We start from the raw sequence: 13,448 nt of genomic DNA, 5'->3' as shown, positions 1-13,448 counted from the left end.
CGGTGGCTGCGGCTAGCCTTTTGAGGTGACCGCGTACGTGTCCGGGCGCGCCCCCGTCCTCACCGATCCCGAGCAGCTCAAGGAGCTCCTCGGGATCCCCTTCACGCCCGAACAGCTGGCCTGCGTTACCGCCCCCGCCGCCCCCCAGGTCATCGTCGCGGGCGCCGGCTCCGGCAAGACCACCGTCATGGCCGCCCGCGTGGTCTGGCTGGTCGGCACCGGCGCCGTCGCCCCCGAGCAGGTCCTCGGCCTGACCTTCACCAACAAGGCCGCGGGGGAACTGGCCGAGCGCGTGCGCAAGGCCCTCGCCCGGGCGGGCATCACCGATCCGGACCCTTCCCCGGCCGACACCGGGGCCGACACGGCCGGTGGCGAGCCCCGCATCTCCACGTACCACGCCTTCGCCGGGCAGCTCCTCAAGGACCACGGCCTGCGCATCGGCCTCGAGCCCAGCGCCCGCCTCCTCGCCGACGCCACCCGCTTCCAGCTCGCCGCGAAGGTGCTCCGCGAGGCCCCCGGCCCGTACCCCTCCCTCACCAAATCCGTCCCCGACCTGGTCAGCGACCTCCTCGCGCTCGACGGGGAACTCTCCGAACACCTCGTCGAGCCGGCGGTCCTGCGCGCGTACGACACCGCGCTGCTCGACGGGCTCGCCGGCGCCAAGCTCACCAACGAGGACCTGCGCAAGGTCCCCGAGGCGGTACGCGGCCGCCTGGAGCTGCTGGAACTGGTCTCCCGCTACCGCGCCGCCAAGCGCTCCCGCGACCTCTTCGACTTCGGCGACCAGATAGCCCTCTCCGCGCGGCTCGCCACCACCCGGCCCGAGGTGGGAGGGCTGCTGCGCGAGGAGTTCCGGGTGGTCCTGCTGGACGAGTACCAGGACACCTCCGTCGCCCAGCGGCTGCTGCTGTCCGGCCTGTTCGGCGGAGGCACGGGACACGCCGTGACCGCCGTCGGCGACCCCTGCCAGGCCATCTACGGCTGGCGCGGCGCGTCCGTGGCCAACCTCGACGACTTCCCCGAGCACTTCCCGCACGCCGACGGCAGCCCCGCGACCCGGCTCTCGCTCAGCGAGAACCGGCGCAGCGGCGGCCGCCTGCTGGACCTGGCCAACGGCCTCGCCGCCCCGCTGCGCGCCATGCACGAGGGCGTCGAGGCGCTGCGCCCCGCCCCGGGTGCCGAGCGCGACGGCCAGGTCCGCTGCGCCCTGCTGAACACCCACGCCGAGGAGCTGGAGTGGCTCGGCGACTCCGTCGCGCACCTGGTGCGTACGGGCACGGAGCCGGGGGAGATCGCGGTGCTGTGCCGCTCCGCCGCCGACTTCGCGCGGATCCAGGCGGTACTGGTGGCCCGGGACGTGCCGGTGGAGGTCGTCGGCCTGTCCGGCCTCCTGCACCTCCCCGAGGTGGCGGACCTCGTCTCCGTCTGCGAGGTGCTCCAGGACCCCGGGGCCAATGCCGCCCTGGTGCGCCTCCTCATCGGCCCGCGCTGGCGGATCGGCGCCCGCGACCTGGCGCTGCTCGGGCGCCGGGCACGGCAGCTGGTGGCCCGCCCCGGCGGCGACACGGGGCCCGACGGCCGGCTGGCTGCTGCGGTCGAGGGCGTCGACCCGGCCGAGGTCGTCTCCCTGGCCGACGCCCTGGAGACCTTCCTCGACGGCGCCGGCCAGGCCCCCGACGAGCTGCCCTTCTCGGCGGCCGCCCGGGTCCGCTTCGCGCACCTCGCGCAGGAACTGCGGGACCTGCGCCGCTCCCTCGCCGACCCGCTGATGGACGTCCTGCACCGGGTCCTGTCCACCACCGGCCTGGAGGTGGAGCTCTCCGCCTCCCCGCACGCGCTGGCGGCCCGCCGCCGCGAAACCCTCTCGAACTTCCTGGACGTCGCCGCCGGCTTCGCGGCGCTGGACGGCGAGGCCACCCTCCTGGCCTTCCTGGGCTTCCTGCGCACCGCCGCCCAGTACGAGAAGGGCCTCGACCACGCCCTGCCCGGCGGGGAGAACACGGTCAAGGTGCTGACCGCCCACAAGTCCAAGGGGCTGGAGTGGGACGTGGTCGTGGTCCCCGACCTGTGCGCGGGCTCCTTCCCGAAGGAGAAGGCCCCCGAGGCCTGGACCTCGTACCCGAAGGTCCTCCCGTACGCCCTGCGCGGCGACGCCCCGACCCTGCCGGGGGACCCGGCCTGGACCTCGGCGGGCCTGAAGTCCTTCAAGGCGGCCCTCAAGACCCACAAGCAGACCGAAGAGCTCCGCCTCGGCTACGTCACCTTCACCCGGCCGCGCTCCCTCCTGCTGGCCTCGGGCCACTGGTGGGGTCCCACCCAGAAGCGCCGCCGCGGTCCGTCGGACTTCCTGACGGCGCTGCGCACCCACTGCGAGGCGGGCTTCGGCGAGATCGAGGCCTGGGCGGACGAGCCCGCTCCCGACGCCGAGAACCCGGCCCTGGCCGCCGACTCCGCCCCGGACCACTCCTGGCCCCTGCCCCTGGACCCCGACTCCCTCACCCTGCGCCGCCGGGCGGCCGCCCTGGTCGAATCCCACCTCACCACCCCGGCCCCGGCCGAGGAGCCCGCCGACGACCCCTACCTCTGGCCCCCGCACTGCGAGGACCCGTCCTACGACGACGAACCCTGGCCGGCCCCGGAGGACGAACCCTGGCCCGACGAAACCGTGCCCGCCCCCGGGGACGAAGCCGTGCCCGCCCCCCGCGCCCCCGGGGACGCCGTGCCCGCCCCCCGCGCCCCCGGGGACGAAGCCGTGCTCGCGGCCCGCGGCACCGGGGACGCCGTGCCCGCGGCCCCCAGCCCCGAGGCCCCTCCCGTCGCCCCCCCGGCCGACCTCTGGCTCGGCGAAGCCGAGCCCGCCGGGCCCGGCGCAGCCGGTGGCGCCCCCGACCGGGCCCCCTCGGCCGACCTCTGGGCCGGCGAAGCCGTGCCCGCAGGGCCGGACCCCCGGGGGGTCCGGGGCGGAGCCCCGGTTTCGGGAAGGGGCGGGGTGGGGGAGAAGAACCTCCGGCCCGACCCCGCCGCGCAGCCGCCCGTGCCCGGCGGCGCAGCCGGGGCTCCGGACGACGACCTCTGGGCCGGCGAGGCCGCCGCACCCCGGGGGCCCGACGGGGCCGGGCAGGGGCCGGAGACGGCCGCCCTCACCCCCGAGGAGGCCCGGGCCGTGGCCTCGTGGGACCGGGACCTCGACGCCCTCGAGGGCGAGCTCCGCCGCGCCCGCGCAGCCGTGCGCGACGTCGAGCTGCCCTCCGCCCTCTCCGCGAGCCAGCTCCTGCGCCTCGCCGCCGACGAGCAGGGCTTCGTACGCGATCTCGCCCGCCCCATGCCCAAACCGCCGCAGCCCGCCGCGCGCCAGGGCACCCGCTTCCACGCCTGGGTGGAGTCCCGCTTCGACGAGCTGCCCCTGCCCCTGCTCGACGGCCTCCTCGACGGCCTCCTCGACCCCGCGACCGACCTCCCCGGCTCCGACCAGGAGGTCGCCGACGAGGCCGACCTCGACGCCCTCAAGGCCGCCTTCGAGCGCAGCGAGTACGCCGAGCGCACCCCGTACCGGATGGAGGCCCCGGTCCAGCTGACCCTCGCCGGCCGGGTGATCCGCGGCCGGATCGACGCCGTGTACCGCGACCCCGACGGCTCGTACGAGGTGGTCGACTGGAAGACCGGCCGCACCACCCAGGCCGACCCCCTCCAGCTCGCCGTGTACCGCCTGGCCTGGGCCGAAGCCACCGGCACCCCCCTCGACCGGGTCGGCGCCGCCTTCCTGCACGTGCGCAGCGGCCGCGTGATCCGCCCCCGCGACCTCCCCGGCCGCGAGCGCCTTGAGCGGATCCTCCAAGGCAAATCGGGCACGGACGGTGCCCACCAGGCGGACAGCTAGGCTCGTGGCCATGAGCGAAACCCCGGACAGCGCCGTCCGCACGTACATCGAAACCCACCGCGCCGCCTTCCTCGACGACCTCGCCGAGTGGCTGCGGATCCCCTCCGTCTCGGCCCAGCCCGAGCACGCGGACGATGTACGCCGCAGCGCCGACTGGCTCGCCGCGAAGCTCAAGGAGACCGGCTTCCCCGTCACCGAGGTCTGGCAGACCGCCGGAGCCCCCGCCGTCTTCGCGCACTGGCCGGCCGCCGACCCGGCCGCCCCCACCGTCCTCGTGTACGGGCACCACGACGTCCAGCCCGCCGCCCTCGCCGACGGCTGGCACACCGAGCCCTTCGAGCCGGTCGTCAAGGACGGCCGGATGTACGGCCGCGGCGCGGCCGACGACAAGGGCCAGGTGTTCTTCCACACCCTGGGCCTGCGCGCCCACCTCGCCGCGACCGGCGCCGACGCCCCCGCGGTGCACCTCAAGCTGCTGATCGAGGGCGAGGAGGAGTCGGGCTCCCCGAACTTCCGCGAGCTCGTCGAGGCCCGCGCCGCCGAGCTCGCCGCCGATGTCGTGATCGTCTCCGACACCGGCATGTGGTCCGAGACCACCCCCACCGTCTGCACCGGCATGCGCGGGGTCGCCGACTGCGAGATCAGCTTCCACGGACCCGACCAGGACATCCATTCGGGTGCCTTCGGCGGGGCCGTGCCGAACCCGGCGACCATCGCGGCCCGCCTCGTCGCGGCCCTGCACGACGAGGACGAGCGGGTCACGATCCCGGGCTTCTACGACAACGTCACCGAGCTCACCGACACCGAGCGCGCGCTGATCGCCGAGCTGCCCTTCGACGAGGCCGAGTGGCTGCGTACGGCCAAGTCCCACGCGGCCGCGGGCGAGGCCGGCTACTCCACCCTGGAGCGGGTCTGGGCCCGTCCGACCGCCGAGGTCAACGGCATCGGCGGCGGCTACCAGGGCCCCGGCGGCAAGACCATCGTGCCCGCCTCCGCGCACCTGAAGCTGTCGTTCCGCCTGGTGTCGGGGCAGGACCCGTACGAGGTCGAGGCGGCCGTCCGGGACTGGGTCGCGGCCCGCGTCCCCGCCGGGATCCGGCACTGCGTCACCTTCGGGGCCCCCACCCGGCCCTGCCTCACCCCGCTGGACCACCCGGCGCTGCAGTCCGTCGTGCGCGCCATGGGCCGCGCCTTCGGGCAGCCGGTCCGCTTCACCCGCGAAGGCGGCTCGGGTCCGGCGGCCGACCTCCAGGACGTCCTGGACGCGCCGGTCCTGTTCCTGGGGATCTCGGTACCCTCCGACGGCTGGCACTCGCCGAACGAGAAGGTCGAGCTCGACCTGCTCCTCAAGGGCGTGGAGACCACCGCCTACCTGTGGGGCGACCTCGCCGGGACCTGGTCCGCGCGGACCGCCGCCACCACCACCGACTGAAACACGTTCCGTACGCCTGCCTTGTCCCACCACCGGGGGAGTTGGAAGTACCTGTGAGCACCCAAACCGAGCGTCCTCTGTCGCTCACCGCGCCCAGCGGCATCGACCGCGCCGCGCACCACCGCCTCGACGAGGCGTGGCTCGCCGCCGCCTGGAGCCACCCGACGACCCGCGTCTTCGTCGTCTCCGGCGGCCAGGTGCTGATCGACGACACCCCCGACGGCGGGACGGGCATCGTGATGACCCCGGCCTTCGAGGCCCCGGTCACCGAGACCCACCGCTACTTCCTGGGCACGGACGAGGACGGCGTACGGTACTTCGCGCTGCAGAAGGACTCCCTGCCGGGCCGCATGGACCAGTCGGCCCGCCCGGCCGGGCTGCGCGAGGCCGGGCTGCTGCTGCCCCCGCGCGACGCCGGGCTGATGGTGCACGCGGTGGCGCTGGAGAACTGGCAGCGCATGCACCGCTTCTGCTCCCGCTGCGGCGAGCGCACCGTCGTCGCGGCCGCCGGCCACATCCGCCGCTGCCCGGGCTGCGGCGCCGAGCACTACCCGCGCACCGACCCGGCCGTGATCATGCTGGTCACGGACGAGCAGGACCGCGCCCTGCTGGGCCGCCAGGTGCACTGGCCCGAGGGCCGCTTCTCCACGCTGGCGGGCTTCGTCGAGCCGGGCGAGTCGATAGAGCAGTCGGTGATCCGCGAGGTGTGGGAGGAGGCGGGCGTCAGGATCGGCGAGGTCGAGTACGTCGCCAGCCAGCCCTGGCCCTTCCCGTACAGCCTGATGCTGGGCTTCAACGCCCGCGCCGTCAGCTCGGAGATCACGGTCGACGGCGAGGAGATCCAGGAGGCCCGCTGGTTCTCACGCGAGGACCTGCGCGCCGCGATCGAGTCCGGCGAGGTCCTGCCCCCGTCGGGCATCTCCATCGCGGCCCGCCTGGTCGAGCTCTGGTACGGCCAGCCCCTCCCCAAGCCGGCCGCGACCGTCTGACCGCCCGGCCGACCGGGTCCGCCGACGCAGAAGGCCCCCGCCGGGGCGGGGGCCTTTCTGGAGACGCGGGCGGTCAGACGGCCAGGGCCTGCTTGACCTGGGCGAGCGAGGGGTTCGTCATGACGGCCTCGGTGCCCTGGGGGGAGACGACCAGCACGGTGGGAACCGTCTGGTTGCCGCCGTTGGCCTTCTCCACGAACGCCGCGGACTCGGGGTCGAGCTCGATGTTGATCTCGTTGTACGCGATGCCTTCGCGGTCCAGCTGGGTCTTCAGCCGGCGGCAGTAGCCGCACCAGGTGGTGCTGTACATCGTGACGGTGCCCGTGTCCTGCATGCTCGCTCCTCTGTGAGGTCTCGGTGGATCGCGGTCCCGGTCGATCCGAGGATTCGAACGTCTGCCACCGCCGCGCCATTCCCGCCCGGGCGGGCGGTGTGACCGATCCGACTGATCCACTTGTCCGACGGTGTGACGGACGCCATGGGCCTGTGGACAAGTTTCCCGTCCGACCCACCGGACCTGGCAGCATGGCGGTGTGACAGCAGCAACGCACTCCTCATCCGTACCGGCCGGCGGCGGCGCGCCCGACGTCGACGCCGACGCCGTGCTCCAGGGCCTCGACCCTGAGCAGCGCGAGGTCGCCACGACCCTGCGCGGCCCGGTGTGCGTGCTGGCGGGCGCCGGCACCGGCAAGACCCGCGCGATCACCCACCGCATCGCCTACGGCGTCCGCTCCGGCCAGCTCATGCCGGCCAGCGTGCTGGCCGTCACCTTCACCAACCGCGCCGCCGGTGAGATGCGCGGCCGGCTGCGCACCCTCGGCGCGGGCGGGGTCCAGGCGCGCACCTTCCATTCCGCCGCCCTGCGCCAGCTCCAGTACTTCTGGCCCCGCGCCGTCGGCGGGGACGTGCCCCGGCTCCTGGAGCGCAAGATCCAGTTCGTGGCCGAGGCCGGCGCGCGCTCCCGCGTCCGTCTCGACCGCAACGAGCTGCGCGATGTCACCGGCGAGATCGAGTGGGCCAAGGTCACCCAGACCGTGCCCGCCGACTACCCGGCCGCCGCCCTCAAGGCGGGCCGCGAGGCCCCCCGGGACATGGCCGAGATCGCCCAGATCTACAGCACGTACGAGCAGCTCAAGCGCGACCGCGGCATGATCGACTTCGAGGACGTGCTGCTCCTCACCGTCGGCATCCTTCAGGACCGCCACGACATCGCCGAGCAGATCCGCACCCAGTACCAGCACTTCGTGGTGGACGAGTACCAGGACGTCAGCCCGCTCCAGCAGCGGCTGCTGGAGCTGTGGCTCGGCGAGCGCGACAGCCTCTGCGTCGTCGGCGACGCCAGCCAGACCATCTACTCCTTCACCGGCGCGACCCCCGACCACCTGCTGAACTTCCGCACCCGCTACCCGCAGGCCACCGTGGTCAAGCTGGTCCGCGACTACCGCTCCACCCCCCAGGTGGTCCACCTCGCCAACGGCCTGCTGAACCAGGCCAGGGGCCGGGCCGCCGAGCACCGCCTCGAGCTGGTCTCCCAGCGCGAGGCCGGCCCCGACCCGGTCTACGCCGAGTACCCCGACGAGCCCACCGAAGCGGAGGGCGTGGCCCGCCGGGTCAGGGACCTGATCACGGCCGGCGTCCCGGCCGGCGAGATCGCCGTGCTCTACCGGATCAACGCCCAGTCCGAGGTCTACGAGCAGGCCCTCGCCGACGCCGGGGTCCCGTACCAGCTGCGCGGGGCCGAGCGCTTCTTCGAGCGGGCCGAAGTGCAGAAGGCGGTCCTCTCCCTGCGCGGAGCCGCCCGCTCCGCCGGCAACGATCCGCTGCTGGACGATGTCGTCGAGCTGGGCTCCCAGGTCCGGGCCGTACTCAGCTCCACCGGCTGGACCGCCGAGCCGCCGACCGGCTCCGGCGCCGTGCGCGACCAGTGGGAATCCCTGGCCGCGCTGGTCCGCCTCGCCGAGGACTTCGCCCGCGCCCGCCCCGGCGCCGGCCTGGCCGAGCTCACCGTCGAACTGGAGGAGCGCAAGGCCGCGCAGCACGCCCCGACCGTCCAGGGCGTCACCCTCGCCTCGCTGCACGCCGCGAAGGGCCTGGAGTGGGACGCCGTGTTCCTGGTCGGCCTCACCGACGGCATGATGCCGATCACGTACGCCAAGACCGACGAACAGGTCGAGGAGGAGCGCCGGCTGCTGTACGTCGGCGTCACCCGCGCACGGCAGCACCTGACCCTCTCCTGGGCCCTCTCCCGGGCTCCGGGCGGCCGGGCCTCCCGTCGCCCCAGCCGCTTCCTGAACGGCCTGCGGCCGGGCTCCGCGGCCCCGGGCGGCCGGGCGGGAGCCCAGGCCGAGGGCGGGGCCCGCAAGCGGGGCCGCCGCGGGCCGGTGCTGTGCCGGGTCTGCGGCAGGACCCTGACCGAGGCCGGGGACATCAAGCTGATGCGCTGCGGGGACTGCCCGTCGGACATGGACGAGGGCCTCTACGAGCGGCTGCGCGAGTGGCGCGCCGGCCAGTCGAAGCTCCAGGGACTGCCCGCGTACTGCGTGTTCACGGACAAAACGCTGATGGCCATCGCGGAGGCCGCGCCCTCCGAGGCCGGGGAGCTCTCGATGATCTCCGGCGTGGGTGGCCGCAAGCTCGAGCGGTACGGCACCGACGTCCTGGCCATCTGCGCAGGTCAGGAGCCTGTGGGTGAGGATTCTGACGACGCGTAGAAACTCGTCGGAAAAATAGTTTGCACATGCCCGTGGAAGCCCCATAGGTTCTTAGCAACGGAAACGGTGGCTTCATCGAAGCCCCGGATTCGTGCTGTACTTATCCGAATACGCATGGGACAGGCCCTCGGGCCGGGTCCCCGAGACGCCGAGAGGAGGCGAGACCAGTGACCAGCTTCATGACCTTCACCAAAATGACCGATCGCTCGGTCGATGCTTCCTGCCTGCTCGGTTCCGTCTCCCTCCTGGGCACCGGTCTGTCCGCGATTTCCGCCGCCGGCCCCGCCCTTCTGGCGATCCGTCCGGTCAGCGAGCGCAATGAGCGACCGACCAAGGCACTGGTGGCAGTAGCGGAAGCCCGGAAGGCGCATGGCGCCTATGGCTTCGCCCCCGCAGCCGGTGCCGCCAGTGCCGGATTCACGACGCAGCAGACGCAGACGAAGCAGCAGCACCACCTGATGTGGGCCTTCCGTGGGCTCGAACCCTGGAGTGATCCAGCCTGATCGAAAGATCTGGCCGGCGCCTTCAGGGCCGCGGAACCCCACCCGGGATCCGCGGCCCTTCTGTTTGTCCCCGAACAGGGACAGCGGACCGAAGGTGCCTCGGGACTGGCAAGACCAGCCGCCACCCGGCCGACCGGCCGGAACGACTAGCCGAACAAGACGAGGAAGAAAACACCGTGCAACTCGAAGCGCACGCCCCGTCCGTACCGCAGACCCAAACGATCTCCCCGCCCGCAGTCCCGGAGGCCTCCACCTTGACCCCCCTCACCGCGCTCACCGCGCTCGACGACGCCATCGAGAACCTCGGCGTACCCGTTCCCTGCCGCACCTTCGACCCCGAGGTCTTCTTCGCCGAGTCCCCGGCCGACGTCGAGTACGCCAAGTCCCTCTGCGGCACCTGCCCGCTGGTCGAGGCCTGCCTCGCCGGCGCGAAGGAGCGCCGCGAGCCCTGGGGCGTCTGGGGCGGAGAGCTCTTCGTCCAGGGCGTGGTCGTGGCCCGCAAGCGGCCCCGTGGCCGTCCGCGCAAGAACCCGGTTGCAGCGGCATGACCGCCACCGGCACCATCGACCGCCCCCTGACGCACGACCCCTTGAAGCAGGCCCCCATGTCCCCCTACGCCACCACGAGCGAGCAGCCGCACGGCTCCGCCACCGCAGACTTCATCACCGCAGGCGCGATGACCTCGCGTCAGAACAGGACCCGCGAAATGCAACTCATCCCAGAAGCCCTGGCCCGTGCCCATATGGACGACCGCATGCGTGAGGCGGACGCCGAGCGTCACGCCCTGCGCCTGGTCGCCGCGCGGCGCATGCAGCGAAGGGCCGAGCGCGTCTCACTGCGCGCCCGGCGCGCGCTGGCCATGGCCGTCATGCACTGAGCGCCACGCAGAGAGCCCGAACCGGGCTCGAAGGCGGCTTGAACACCGCCGGAGCCGGCTGAACACGGCCGGGAACGGCGCCACCGGGGGGACCGGTCCGAACGGACCGGTCCCCCCGGTGCGTTGCGGGGGCCCGCGCGGCCCTGCGGGGATATCGTCTGGTGGTGGACCAGCCGACCCCCCACCCCGCCCCGCCGGGGCCCGAGGCCCAGCCCGTCGTCTGCGCGCGCTGCGGTACCCGCTCCCCGGACGGCGCCCCGCCCACCTGGACCTGTTCGGTGGAGAACGGGACCAGACAGTACTTCTGCGTCGACTGCGCGCGCGCCAACCTCCGGGCGATCGAGGGCCGGCTCGACTCCTCCTGGTGGTGAGGCCCGCCCGGACCGGGCCGCTCAGGCCTCGGGCAGGAACCCGGGCAGCCAGGACTCCAGTTCGTCGCGCAGCCGCACCGTCGCGCCCAGCTGGCACAGGACGCCGATGGTGCTCAGCGTCACCCGGTGGATCAGCAGGTAGGACGGCGGCAGGTTGATCTGCCGCCCCAACTGGTGGGCGGGGGAGCGCGGATCGGCGATCCGCGCCGCCTGCCCGCGCAGCCACGGCCGGGTGAAGGTGAACTCGTCGGCCTCGGCGGGCTCGATGATCGGCTTGAGGTAGTCGAGCACGGCGTCCGGGTCGAGTTCGACGGACTCCCTGACGAACCCTTCGTCGCGCAGGTGCCCGTAGACCCCCTCGGCGTCGCCGTCCAGGGTCAGCCGCAGCGAGCGGCCTATCGGCTTGGGCCAGCCGCCCGGCAGCCGGTCCACCGTGCCGAAGTCCAGTACGCCCAGGCGCATCCGGCCGTCCGCCCCCGCCATGAGCCGGAAGTTCCCCGGATGCGGATCGGCGTGCAGCAGCCCGGTGCGCGCGGGCCCGGAGAAGAGGAACCGGGCCAGCAGCTGCCCGGCGCGGTCGCGCTCCTCCTGCGTGCCATCGGTTATCACCTCCGACAGCGGGGTGCCCTCCAGCCACTCGGTGACCAGCACCTGGTCGCCCTGGTACACCACGTCCGGGACGACCACGTCCTCGTCGGCGTCGAAGGCGTCGGCGTGGGTGCGCTGGGCCTCGGCCTCCAGCTCGTAGTCCAGCTCCTCCGAGACCCGGTCGCGCAGCTCCTTGATCAGCGGCTTTATGTCCATGCCCGGGACGAGCGGACCCAGCAGGCCGGCGAACCGGCTCAGCTGCTTGAGGTCCGACAGCAGCGCCTCCCCGGCCCCCGGGTACTGGACCTTGACCGCCACCTGCCGCCCGTCGTGCCACACCGCCCGGTGCACCTGCCCGATCGAGGCGGCCGCGGCCGGCTTGTCCTCGAACTCCTCGAACAGCTCCCGCCAGTCCTCGCCGAGCCGCTCCGCGAGCACCTGGTGGACCCGCGCCGCGGGCAGCGGCGGGGCCGCTTCCTGAAGCTTGGTCAGCGCCGCCCGGTAGGGCCCGCCGACCTCCTCGGGCAGCGCCGACTCGAACACCGAAAGGGCCTGCCCGACCTTCATCGCGCCCCCCTTCAGCTCCCCGAGCGTGCGGAACAGCTGATCGGCGGTGCGCTGCTGGAGCTCGCGGGCCACGATCTCGGCGGACTTGCCGCCGATCCGCTTGCCCAGCCCCCAGGTGGCCCGGCCCGCGATGCCGAGTGGTAGCGCGGCCAGCTTGACGGTGCGGGTGACCGCCTTCCGGGGAAGATCAGACATGAGCCCCTCCAGTTCCCAGACTGCAGTGCCGCAAGCGGCGGTTCGAGGCGCGGCTCGGCCCCGGTCGCATCCTGCCATGACCCCCCGGGCCCCCGGACCGGGGCACCCGCCCCGGATCCGGCGGGAGTCCGGCCGCTCACGACCGCACCGCCCCAACGCCCGCCCCGACGCCCGCCTCAACGCCCGCCCCGACGTCCGCGGCAGGGGCCGCCGCCGCGCAGGGGCAGTCCGGATGCGGCCGCAGCGCGGAGTGCTCCCAGTGCAGCCCGGGCAGGGCGGCCTCCCAGCGGGTGGCCGTGGAAGCGGGGAGCTGCCCGTCGAGGAAGGCCAGGGCGTGCGCCGCCGCCAGGCCGGCCACCGCCGTCGACAGCCCCAGGTCGCAGGCGGCCGTCTCCCGGCGGCGGTGCGCCGAGCGCCACTGGACCAGCATCCGCGGCCAGGCCGGATCCCGGTCGACGCGGTCGCGCTCCATGCACCCCGCGCAGGCCGTGGCCCCGGGCAGTACCAGGGGCCCGACCAGCCCCGTCCCCTCGAGCACCCCCGCGTACAGGTGCGGGGTGCCCGTCGCCACCCAGTCGGCGGCCGTCGCCGGATCGGGGGCCCACGCCTGGAGGCCGTCCCGGGGCGCGACCACCACCAGCGCCAGCTCCGGCCCCGGCCCCTCGGGGTCGCCCGCGCCCGGAGCCCGTGCCGGGGCCGACTCCCGTACGAGCGCGCGGGCCGCCTCCGCCCGCAGCCGGCCCACGCTCCCCGGATCCAGCCCGCCCGGCGCCACGTCGGCCGCCTCCACCCGCCCCCCGTCGAGCACCTCGACCCGGCCCACCCCGGCCCCCGCCAGCACGGCGGCGATCACCGCCCCCACCCGGCCGCTCCCGCGCACCTGGACCCGTACCGCCCTGCGCGCCGCGATCCCCCGCAGGTCGCCACCCGGCTCCCGGTGCACCAGCGAGAGCGAGCCCAGATCGGGCCCCAGCCGCTCCAGCGCCTCCGGCCGGCGCCGCACGGCCTGCGCCCGCGGCCCTCCGGCGGTGAGGTCGTCGAGCAGCCCGGCCCCCGCGAGCCGCCGGACCAGCCCGTCCACCTGTCCCTCCGGAAGCCCCATCCCGCCCGCCTCGGCCCGCAGCAGCTCCATCCCCCGCGTCCCGTCGATCCGGTCGATGAGCGACCCGGTCGCCGTGTCCAGCGGTCCGAGCACCACCGCGTGGGCGGGAGTCACCCCGAACTGGACCGTCTGCAGATCCCGCCACGCCCGCGCCAGCGCCGGCTTCACCTTCGGATACATCGCCGCCTCCTCGATCCGTCGAATTCCCCGTTTCCGCCACGATGCCCGGCCGCCGG

At 74.2% G+C, this 13,448-nt stretch carries 11 protein-coding genes; 8 read left to right on the top strand and 3 right to left on the bottom strand.

The genetic code is table 11. The features are described from left to right. Positions 1 to 25: 25 nt before the first annotated feature. From OOK34_RS05840 to nudC, 3 genes are read left to right on the top strand one after another with little or no spacing between them, the layout of a single operon-like run. Entirely contained in the window at positions 26 to 3,877 is a 3,852-nt protein-coding gene (locus tag OOK34_RS05840) for a UvrD-helicase domain-containing protein (protein ID WP_267032794.1), read from the top strand. A 10-nt stretch (positions 3,878 to 3,887) separates the two neighbouring features. Continuing rightward, positions 3,888 to 5,309, top strand: coding sequence for a dipeptidase (locus OOK34_RS05835; protein ID WP_267032793.1), 1,422 nt, complete (start codon positions 3,888 to 3,890; stop codon positions 5,307 to 5,309). A gap of 41 nt (positions 5,310 to 5,350) precedes the next feature. Continuing rightward, entirely contained in the window at positions 5,351 to 6,298 is a 948-nt protein-coding gene (gene nudC / locus OOK34_RS05830; RefSeq protein ID WP_267032792.1) for an NAD(+) diphosphatase, read from the top strand. Between the two features lie 73 nt (positions 6,299 to 6,371). Here nudC and OOK34_RS05825 read toward each other — a convergent pair whose 3' ends face one another. Beyond that, positions 6,372 to 6,632 (bottom strand): mycoredoxin, encoded by a 261-nt coding sequence (locus OOK34_RS05825; protein ID WP_267032791.1) that lies wholly within the window; start codon positions 6,630 to 6,632, stop codon positions 6,372 to 6,374. Between the two features lie 199 nt (positions 6,633 to 6,831). Here OOK34_RS05825 and OOK34_RS05820 point away from each other — a divergent pair, with 199 nt between their 5' ends. The 5 genes from OOK34_RS05820 (at position 6,832) to OOK34_RS05800 (ending at position 10,760) form a co-directional block, all read left to right on the top strand. After that, positions 6,832 to 9,009, top strand: coding sequence for an ATP-dependent DNA helicase UvrD2 (locus OOK34_RS05820; RefSeq protein WP_267032790.1), 2,178 nt, complete (start codon positions 6,832 to 6,834; stop codon positions 9,007 to 9,009). A gap of 179 nt (positions 9,010 to 9,188) precedes the next feature. Next, positions 9,189 to 9,512, top strand: a complete 324-nt coding sequence (locus OOK34_RS05815) for a hypothetical protein (protein WP_267036636.1) — start codon at positions 9,189 to 9,191, stop codon at positions 9,510 to 9,512. A gap of 176 nt (positions 9,513 to 9,688) precedes the next feature. Further along, positions 9,689 to 10,060: a WhiB family transcriptional regulator gene (locus OOK34_RS05810; protein ID WP_267032789.1), complete on the top strand. Its 372-nt coding sequence runs from the start codon at positions 9,689 to 9,691 to the stop codon at positions 10,058 to 10,060. Then, positions 10,057 to 10,389: a hypothetical protein gene (locus OOK34_RS05805; RefSeq protein WP_267032788.1), complete on the top strand. Its 333-nt coding sequence runs from the start codon at positions 10,057 to 10,059 to the stop codon at positions 10,387 to 10,389. The genes OOK34_RS05810 and OOK34_RS05805 overlap by 4 nt, the downstream gene beginning before the upstream one ends. 164 nt (positions 10,390 to 10,553) lie before the next feature. Continuing rightward, positions 10,554 to 10,760, top strand: coding sequence for a hypothetical protein (locus OOK34_RS05800; RefSeq protein WP_267032787.1), 207 nt, complete (start codon positions 10,554 to 10,556; stop codon positions 10,758 to 10,760). 21 nt (positions 10,761 to 10,781) lie between these two features. Here OOK34_RS05800 and OOK34_RS05795 read toward each other — a convergent pair whose 3' ends face one another. Both OOK34_RS05795 and OOK34_RS05790 read right to left on the bottom strand, forming a co-directional pair. After that, entirely contained in the window at positions 10,782 to 12,110 is a 1,329-nt protein-coding gene (locus tag OOK34_RS05795) for an AarF/ABC1/UbiB kinase family protein (RefSeq protein ID WP_267032786.1), read from the bottom strand. Between the two features lie 136 nt (positions 12,111 to 12,246). Next, complete coding sequence (locus OOK34_RS05790; protein ID WP_267032785.1) at positions 12,247 to 13,392, bottom strand: ThiF family adenylyltransferase; 1,146 nt, start codon at positions 13,390 to 13,392, stop codon at positions 12,247 to 12,249. Positions 13,393 to 13,448 lie beyond the last annotated feature (56 nt).

This window comes from Streptomyces sp. NBC_00091 (assembly GCF_026343185.1).
In the GTDB taxonomy this organism is placed as follows: Bacteria; Actinomycetota; Actinomycetes; order Streptomycetales; family Streptomycetaceae; genus Streptomyces.
Note: the sequence above shows the minus strand (reverse complement) of the source record. Positions and strands in the feature narration are given on the sequence as shown.

Excerpts from the sequence above, each read along its gene's own strand:
- OOK34_RS05815 (WP_267036636.1), top strand. The coding sequence starts at position 9,189 with ATGACCTTCACCAAAATGACCGATCGCTCGGTCGATGCTTCCTGCCTG.
- OOK34_RS05825 (WP_267032791.1), bottom strand. The coding sequence starts at position 6,632 with ATGCAGGACACGGGCACCGTCACGATGTACAGCACCACCTGGTGCGGC.
- OOK34_RS05790 (WP_267032785.1), bottom strand. The coding sequence starts at position 13,392 with ATGTATCCGAAGGTGAAGCCGGCGCTGGCGCGGGCGTGGCGGGATCTG.
- OOK34_RS05795 (WP_267032786.1), bottom strand. The coding sequence starts at position 12,110 with ATGTCTGATCTTCCCCGGAAGGCGGTCACCCGCACCGTCAAGCTGGCC.
- OOK34_RS05805 (WP_267032788.1), top strand. The coding sequence starts at position 10,057 with ATGACCGCCACCGGCACCATCGACCGCCCCCTGACGCACGACCCCTTG.
- OOK34_RS05835 (WP_267032793.1), top strand. The coding sequence starts at position 3,888 with ATGAGCGAAACCCCGGACAGCGCCGTCCGCACGTACATCGAAACCCAC.